This is a genomic window from Arthrobacter sp. 2YAF22_2 (assembly GCF_052114645.1).
Lineage (GTDB): Bacteria > Actinomycetota > Actinomycetes > Actinomycetales > Micrococcaceae > Arthrobacter.
In genome coordinates this window covers 1-7,321 of record NZ_JBFRFD010000172.1, presented here as the reverse complement: position 1 = coordinate 7,321, position 7,321 = coordinate 1, and the positions used below count along the sequence as shown (strand labels likewise).

Here is a 7,321-nt window from a genome sequence, read left to right as displayed (position 1 = left end):
TCCACTTCCCTTTGTACTATCCCGGATGGACTGTCCTGCCGGTGGATCAAGCATCCGTAAACGCGGTTCCCCCTTCTATAGACGAGACACTTGAAACGGGGAACCACCCGGGGAACGAACCGGAAAGCGCCGGACACCTCAAGAAACTGGCCCTTCTTATCGTGGCTCGATATCAATTCCTGCGGCGGTACACACCGGATGAGACGCGGAAGCAGGAGACGCCGTCTGGAAGCGTTATTGGCGTGCCTGGGAGTCTCGTCAGCGTGTCTTCGGGCGCGGCGTGCAAGAGGGTAGCGCCGGGTGCTCTGTAAACCTTGGGTGATAGAGAAAACGGCACGTGCCGTTCCTCCTCGCAACGTCGCTCCATCACCTCGATCAGGCGACGCCCGGAATTTAGGCAGTCGGAGGAAAGGTACCAATCAGTTTCGCGACAGGAACGTGGATGTTGGTCACCGTTGAAGATTCTCCGTAGACTCACTGGCGAAGTGGGAGGTTCCCGGGATGAGGGAGACGGAAACTCGTGCTCCGTTTATCTGCACCGCTTCGTGATGAAGACCTCGGATAAGAGTTCCCAAGTCAGGTTTCCCAAACTCGCGGGAGTTGAAGGATGGACGCTGTTCCTTGACCTTGTCTTCCAGATCTCCAAGCAGTACGGCAACCCTTCCTTTAGAGACGAATGCGCCTGGCTCGGTTGCAAGGGACGTGGCTGCGACTTGAATAATGTAGACAACAGACTGGATGTCGATTGGAAGATGCACTAAATGGTCTGGCCCAATGAATCGTTTCGGTTGATTGGAGGAGATGAGCAGCAGCCTTTTTCCGGATGTGTGCACGGTGTCGACGACCTGGCTAGCAAGCCTGATAGATGAAACGAGAACTATCAGCCCTACAGAATCGTGCGTCGCCCGAATAACCTCTGAGTACAGGATCATTGAGCGGGCTTCCGGCACGTCCGACGGCACATGCCTGATTGAGTAGCTTCCCTGAGCGGCAAGAGACTCGGCGAGCTTCCGCTCGGGTTCGAATGAGCAATCAGCTACCACTGTTCTGTGGAGGACTCCATAAGCCAGGTGCTCGGAAGCCGCCGAACCCGTTACGATCTCTTCAATCCTGGCAGCTGACTGAGCGGATTTAGGAAGAATCGTGAGTTGATCGGCGTCGACCACCACAGCGATTTCGCGAGGAAGATTCAAATGTCCGCCTTGTTTTCGGCAACGCGGAAAGCGCCGGGTTTTATTGCGGGAGGCTCAGCGACCACCAATCCTAGAAGGCGATTGAAGACATCTTTTCCCCTCATTACTGGCTGATTGTGGCGCAGTAGTTCGAGGAATGAGTGCCCCACTTGAATCCAAGCTGCGCCCTCGCCTTGCCCCGAGATCGAAGGATCTCTTCCTACTTCCATCTGCACTCCGTAAAGCAGTTCGAGCAGAGTTGATGGCTCGATGACCACGGGGGAAGCTTCCGACGCTGATGGCGAGGCAGCCGCTCCACTTGTCATGCCTTCGGCCGATATCAAAACGTCCAGTTTGCCCTCCGCCTCATCTAGTCGACGAAACCCTACGGCTTGAGTCTCGACAGAGAAGCGCAGTGCCAGATCCGGGTTAACTCGGCTAGTGAGCGTAACCCCCTCGTCCGATGCAGAAACAGTAAGACCGAGCGCCTCGAAGGGTTCAACGAGGAGTTGGACAACGCCGGCAGCGTACTCAAGTTCGAGAAACATGAGAATGTCGTCGTTGAGTTGGCCATACGTCTGTCCACCGGGTACTTGTTGGGCTCGGGCAGCCTCGGAGAGAACGTGGCCTGCTTGCGCAGATCGCTTCCGTTGCTCATCCAGTCGAGCGCATATCTCCTCGAAGTCTTCTTCGGTGATGTATCGAGTGGACCTTTCTTCTCTTTCTTCATAGGAGGGATCGGCAAGCGGTGAGGTGTCGACCATTCTCGCTCTGACGATCTCCGTCGGATCGTCTACTTTTTCAGCTAGGTGGTCTACCAGGAAGGCAAGCCGCTCACGGTGGGTCGAACGAAGATTCAGTCGGGCGAGCTCATGGAGTCCGCTGGGGAGCCCGACTTCCACCGCTTGCGCCAAACTTTGGAGCCGCCTATAGGCGTTCCCCGATGGCCTGATTGTCAGCAAATCTGAGGCGGCATTTAGGAGATACGCCGTGTTTTCCGCCAGTGATCGAAGATCAGATTCGTGCACCGGTACCGTCAGCGCTTCGCGTTCGCTCTTGAGAACGAAATGTACCGTCAAACGGCTCTGGACGATGTCCTTGACGATCTTGGCAAAGGGAACTCCCTGCGCCCATGACACGAGGAGTGAGGCGCGCAGGACGTCCGTATGTAGGTCGGCACCGAGGGCCTGATAACGCGCCGGTACGGACTTCCTTTCAAGGATTCCTCGAAGCTCGTCAGCTGCTGAACCGTGTCCGATCACGTCTCCTCCCTCGCGCACCGTGAGGTCCTGGAGCTTGGAGACTTCCGCAGCTAGGTGCAGGATTTGCCGTTCAAGGTTCTGTTGGTCGTGCTCTGCCACATCGCCTCGGTTGACCTCGATCCAAGAATTTGCATTTCTGACGAAATTAGAGGTCACTGCCAGCCATAAGAGGGTAAGGGAACCGGCCCCATCTTCGAGAGCCTGCGCCATTTCTTGGATCAGTCCTGCATCAGAAATGGGAAGACCATTTAGGCTCACTGAGCGGCCTAGACCGGTCAGTTGATATTTTTCCGAATCTTGGAAGGATTCTCCGAGTAACTTGGTTTGGATGAGCCGATCGAAGATGGCCGTTCCGTCGATTTGGGCCCGTGTAAACCTGTGGTCGAGGGTGCTTTCGTACACGTCCTGCGCCTGAGCAATGTAGTCTTCGCGGGTGTAAGAACCTGCTCGCGCCGCACGATCTTGAAGCATGTGTTCGGCGACCCATTCCAGGGCCTCCCCCAAACGTGGTTCGTAGTGGGCACCCTGGGTGAGCCAGTCCGTTGTGGAAAGGTAATATCCGAATACTGATGGAAGGTCCTTGGCTGCCCGAAGCGCACGACTTCGTCGTGTCTCGTTCGCAAGGGAGCCCAGCTGGCCCGAGAGACCTTCGAGGGTCTTCTCATCAATTTGTATGGTCTCACTAATTCTCGTGGGAACAAGCAAGTATGACCGGCCGATGCTTCCGAAACCGAGTCGCCCCGCCCTGCCCATTTTCTGAATAGCAGAATCGATTGTCATCAATCGTTGCGATTGCCTCTCGGGCGTCACCATCGTCCCAATAACGACGACGTCGGCGGGTAGGTTTATTCCAAGCTTCAACGTTTCGGTGGCGAACAGCATACGAATGAAACCGGACCGAAATCCGTCTTCCATCAATTCGCGCATCGATGGTTCGAGGCGTGCGTTGTGGTAACCAACGCCTGTTCGCAGCGACTCCCCGAGGTCCGTACGTCCGGCGGTGACCGGAAGACGCAGATATTCGTGGGTTCTGCGGTCGATATCCGAAGCCATTGATTCCGGGCTGAAAAATCCTTCATAAGGGCTACCACGAGACTTAAGCGTCCGGCCGTAGTCCCTCATCATATGGAGCTTGACAATAACTCTGACTACTTCTGCGAGCTTTTCGGCGTGGTCACGGGTTCTGGCGAAGAACAGGACTTGGGCATTCCTGGGTCTTTTCGTGACGTCGGGAGAAGGCTCCACTGTTCCTGTGGCGTCCGGCAGCATCATCTCCACGGCCATCGCAACGGCCACGCCGTATTCTGTAAGCACGTTCGAGAACGCTTTCTTGGCGCGTACAAAGGGCAGCCGCAGCCACTCCTCCGCCTTCTGCTGAAGATCTCGAGAGCTAGCATCCTGTTGTATACCGGAGATCGACCGCGTGATCATCTGGATCGAGTCGAAAGCCGAGACCTCAAGTGGCACTGGGCGGTACGTTGCCTCAAGGACGCCTTCGCGGTCGATCCCGAGCCATTCCACGATCCTGGCCTGAGTATCTTTGTGCAGGGATGCCGAAATTCCCATGACAGGAATAGAGGGATGGTTTTTTCTAATACTGCTTAGTAGACGCTGGAGCTTTATTCCTCTTTGTTCATCAATGATGGTCTGCAGCTCGTCGGCGACGATCAAGTTACATCTGCCCAGGCGCATGCCGTTCGCCATTAGTCCAAGAAGCTTTTCGGGGATCATCACCGCGATGTGGAAGCGGCCACGACGAAGTGGCTCGTCAAATTGAGGATAGTCTCGAGATCCGGCCAGAACTTCCCAATGCGCATACTCCGTGCCGGCGAGGAGCTTCTTCCAATCGGCTACTACTTGATTTACGAGGGCCTTCGTTGGGAGCAACACGATGCAGTTGGACCCCGGACGCTGCTGAACTGCATGAGCAGCGGCAATCATTGAAATATGACTCTTGCCGCTAGAGGTGGGGCCCAATATGAGCATGGATTTTCGTTGGGCAATGCGCGGTCCAAGGACCTCAAGAGCACGTCTGTAGAGCTCAGTCCGGCCATGTTCGTCGATCCCCGATTCATAACCCAATCGAGAGGTTTTTTGACGATGCTCGATCAGCTTCGCGGTTGCCTCATTGAATTTTTCCTCCAGGCGGGGAGCATCGGGCAGGAGGTTGTATAAGCCGTCTGTTGGTACTTGGGGCTGGGCAAGAGTCTTACGAAAGAACAACCTGAATCTCTTATCGAGAACATCAGTCAGCAGCCGCAGCCCTTCGGCAGCATTCGTGGGAAATCTGTCCCCCTTCTCCAAACCAGATAGCCACGATCTATCCAGCATTGTCTTACGAACATCAACCTTGGGGCTGCCCGGTGTGGAGCCGTTCAGATGCATGAATGTATCAACGGGATCTGCGGAGGTAGCAAAGCAATAGCAAGATTGGATGGCTTCAACGGCATCGGCGGCCAGAAGATATTCGGTGGTTAGGCTTTCGAGACTTTGGAACGCGCTCGTCACGCCTTTTACAAGCTGCTCGTAGAACCATTTTCCACGCTCTCGGTGATCTGCTCGTCCAGATTCGACTACATCGGTGTGGATGAGCAGGTCAGGATCTCCGAGAGCATCCCAAGGGTCACTGCCCCTAAGAAGCGCTGTACGGATTACTTCGACGGCTTCGCCGTACGCAGTCCATCGCTCGACCCATCGGTAGGTGGTTTCGTCATAGTTATTTTCCGGAGACGGTGCATACCGTTGTTGTGCGGTTGACCCTGCATTCCGGCCGAGCCCGATCTCTGTGCCAGAAAGATACCGACGTGATGAGCTCATCTCAAACCTTCCGGTGGTGTCCCGTGTGAGCGGATACTAACATCGAAAATAAATTGGCGGTGATTTGTGTCGCAGCCCGTTTGGGCCGCCTCGACGAAAGTCACGAAGTCCGTAGCGTGCGCATCGTAGCGATGGAGCCCGCATTGCGGGCCATCCAAACCTGTCTCGCGCGGTCAACGGCATGATGATTTCTCAAAGCTGCAGCTCGTCCAGCTTCTGCCAAAATGCTTCACGCAATGCCCTGCGGACCTCCTGAAAGTCAGTCCTTTGTTCCCCAATGCGTTGTGCACAATCCTTAAGGAGGACCCTGTCGACTTCGCTGGGTAGGATCGGCCTGTCAGCAGCAAGGTCATTCACTTCGGTCTGGCTAACACTTCCGTACCAGCTAGTGGCCACGCTTGTACCGACATCCCACGCAACTTCGAGTGGCGACTTGTCCACGCCAGAATGATCCAGCCCGCTGCTTTCCGAGCTGTACACAATATGCGACGGCGGGCGGCGGCTGCCCTGTGTTGGGACCACTGGGTAAGGCCTGCCGTGGGACGGTGGGGCGGGCTTCGGCTTGCTGTCGACGAGGAACGCAGGCTCGTGTGCGGGATCGCGGTCGGAGAGAGAAATCCGCGGAGCTGCGGCCACCGACCTGCTGAAGCAAGCTTCGACGAGTTCGTTTGGCAAGGTGATGATGCTGTCCACGCGGAGGGCCAGATGCTCAGCCACAGATACTACGCCAAGCCTGCTATCTGGAGCGCCGATGCCGACCAGTACAACTTTCATGCCGAGGTCTTGCGCTTCTTCAACCGCTTCGGCCAGGTCATCGTCTCCTGATACCAAGAAAGCGATAGATGCTGCCTTGTTCCGTGCGATGCCAATCAAATCGATCCCTAGTTTTAGGTCCACACCCTTCTGATCGCCATTGAAGGAGACCCTGCCAAGCCTCACTTTGACATCCGGTAAGAGAGCAATTTTCTTGTGCTGATCAGTGAACAGCGCATCCTTCGATGCGTCATACCAATAGATGCGAAGGGCATTTAATCCGCAGTAGTCACTGGTTCGCTTCAATATCCCTGAAATCAGTTTGGCGTAGTCCACGTGGAAGGCCGAACGAAGCGATGTGCCAGAAACCTGAGTTCCGGCGCTTTCCGGTTCGTTCCCCGGGTGGTTCCCCGTTTCAAGTGTCTCGTCTATAGAAGGGGGAACCGCGTTTACGGATGCTTGATCCACCGGCAGGACAGTCCATCCGGGATAGTACAAAGGGAAGTGGATATCATGAATGATTTTCAAGTTAGGGTCGAGCAGGATGACACGAATGTCGCCCAGCGGGCCACCATGAAGCGGCGCCTTACCTCTATGGCGGTGGCTGCAGTGGCCGTGATAACTATCGCGTCATCGGCGGCGCTGATCCCGCAAGAGAATAAGGCGGCTCAGTCGTTGGCGGGTCCGTCCTCGGCGGTCAGCGTTCCGGCGGATACGACGATCAAGATCAGCAGTGAGGCCGAGGCCGAGTTGAACCGTCGAACCTCAACTCCCGAAGGCCAGGAAGCGGTCCTTCAGGAGTTGCAGAAGGCTTTCGCCGGGGTGGCTAAGATCAAGCTGGCGACGGAGGCTCCAAAGGTGACCGTGGCAGCGCCGGTGGGGGCCGCCGGCATGCAAGTGCGAACTGCGGGCTATACGGGAACCCAAGCTCCGGCAGCGGTTCCCGCTTTCGCTGATGGCATTACGGGCACGCATTTCTGGCTGACGATGTCGTACGCGGATGCGATTTCCGGCGGCGCCATCGGAACTGCTGTAGCCGCGTGCAGCGCCACGTGGTGGCTGATTGGGATTTGCGGAGGTGTCGGGGTGGTTCTCAGCGGGCTGGTGCAGGGGTGGCCACGAGTAAGCAACCACGGTGTCTGGCTTGAGGTTTACCGGAGCCCGTGGCACATTCGCGCCGGCCGCTGGTAGGCGCTGGGCATAGAGGAGGCCGTCACCCTTGGTGGCGGCCTCCTCTATGCCCAGCGCCAGCAGCCCGGTCGCGTTCGCAAGCTAGCGGACGAATAACCCTAGCGGAGACATCCGCTTCCTGACCCA

General features: G+C 56.5%; 4 protein-coding genes. 1 reads left to right on the top strand and 3 read right to left on the bottom strand.

Going from position 1 to position 7,321, the window contains the following annotated elements:
• Nucleotides 1-449: 449 nt before the first annotated feature.
• From AB4Y86_RS09015 to AB4Y86_RS09005, 3 genes are all read right to left on the bottom strand, one after another.
• On the bottom strand, nt 450-1,193 hold the full coding sequence (locus AB4Y86_RS09015; protein ID WP_441401908.1) for a hypothetical protein: 744 nt from the start codon (nt 1,191-1,193) through the stop codon (nt 450-452).
• Nucleotides 1,190-5,251 carry a DEAD/DEAH box helicase gene (locus AB4Y86_RS09010; RefSeq protein WP_441401907.1) on the bottom strand — a complete coding sequence of 1,354 codons (4,062 nt, stop codon included), beginning with the start codon at nt 5,249-5,251 and terminating at the stop codon, nt 1,190-1,192. The genes AB4Y86_RS09015 and AB4Y86_RS09010 overlap by 4 nt, the downstream gene beginning before the upstream one ends.
• Before the next feature lie 192 nt (nt 5,252-5,443).
• Nucleotides 5,444-6,340: an NYN domain-containing protein gene (locus tag AB4Y86_RS09005; protein ID WP_441401906.1), complete on the bottom strand. Its 897-nt coding sequence runs from the start codon at nt 6,338-6,340 to the stop codon at nt 5,444-5,446.
• Between the two features lie 168 nt (nt 6,341-6,508).
• On the opposite strand from AB4Y86_RS09005, the gene AB4Y86_RS09000 reads away from it, so the two are divergent.
• Nucleotides 6,509-7,195 (top strand): hypothetical protein, encoded by a 687-nt coding sequence (locus AB4Y86_RS09000; RefSeq protein ID WP_441401905.1) that lies wholly within the window; start codon nt 6,509-6,511, stop codon nt 7,193-7,195.
• Nucleotides 7,196-7,321: the final 126 nt, after the last annotated feature.

Bases quoted from the DNA above. Each gene is read 5' to 3' on its own strand.
- AB4Y86_RS09010 (WP_441401907.1), bottom strand. From the start codon at position 5,251: ATGAGCTCATCACGTCGGTATCTTTCTGGCACAGAGATCGGGCTCGGC.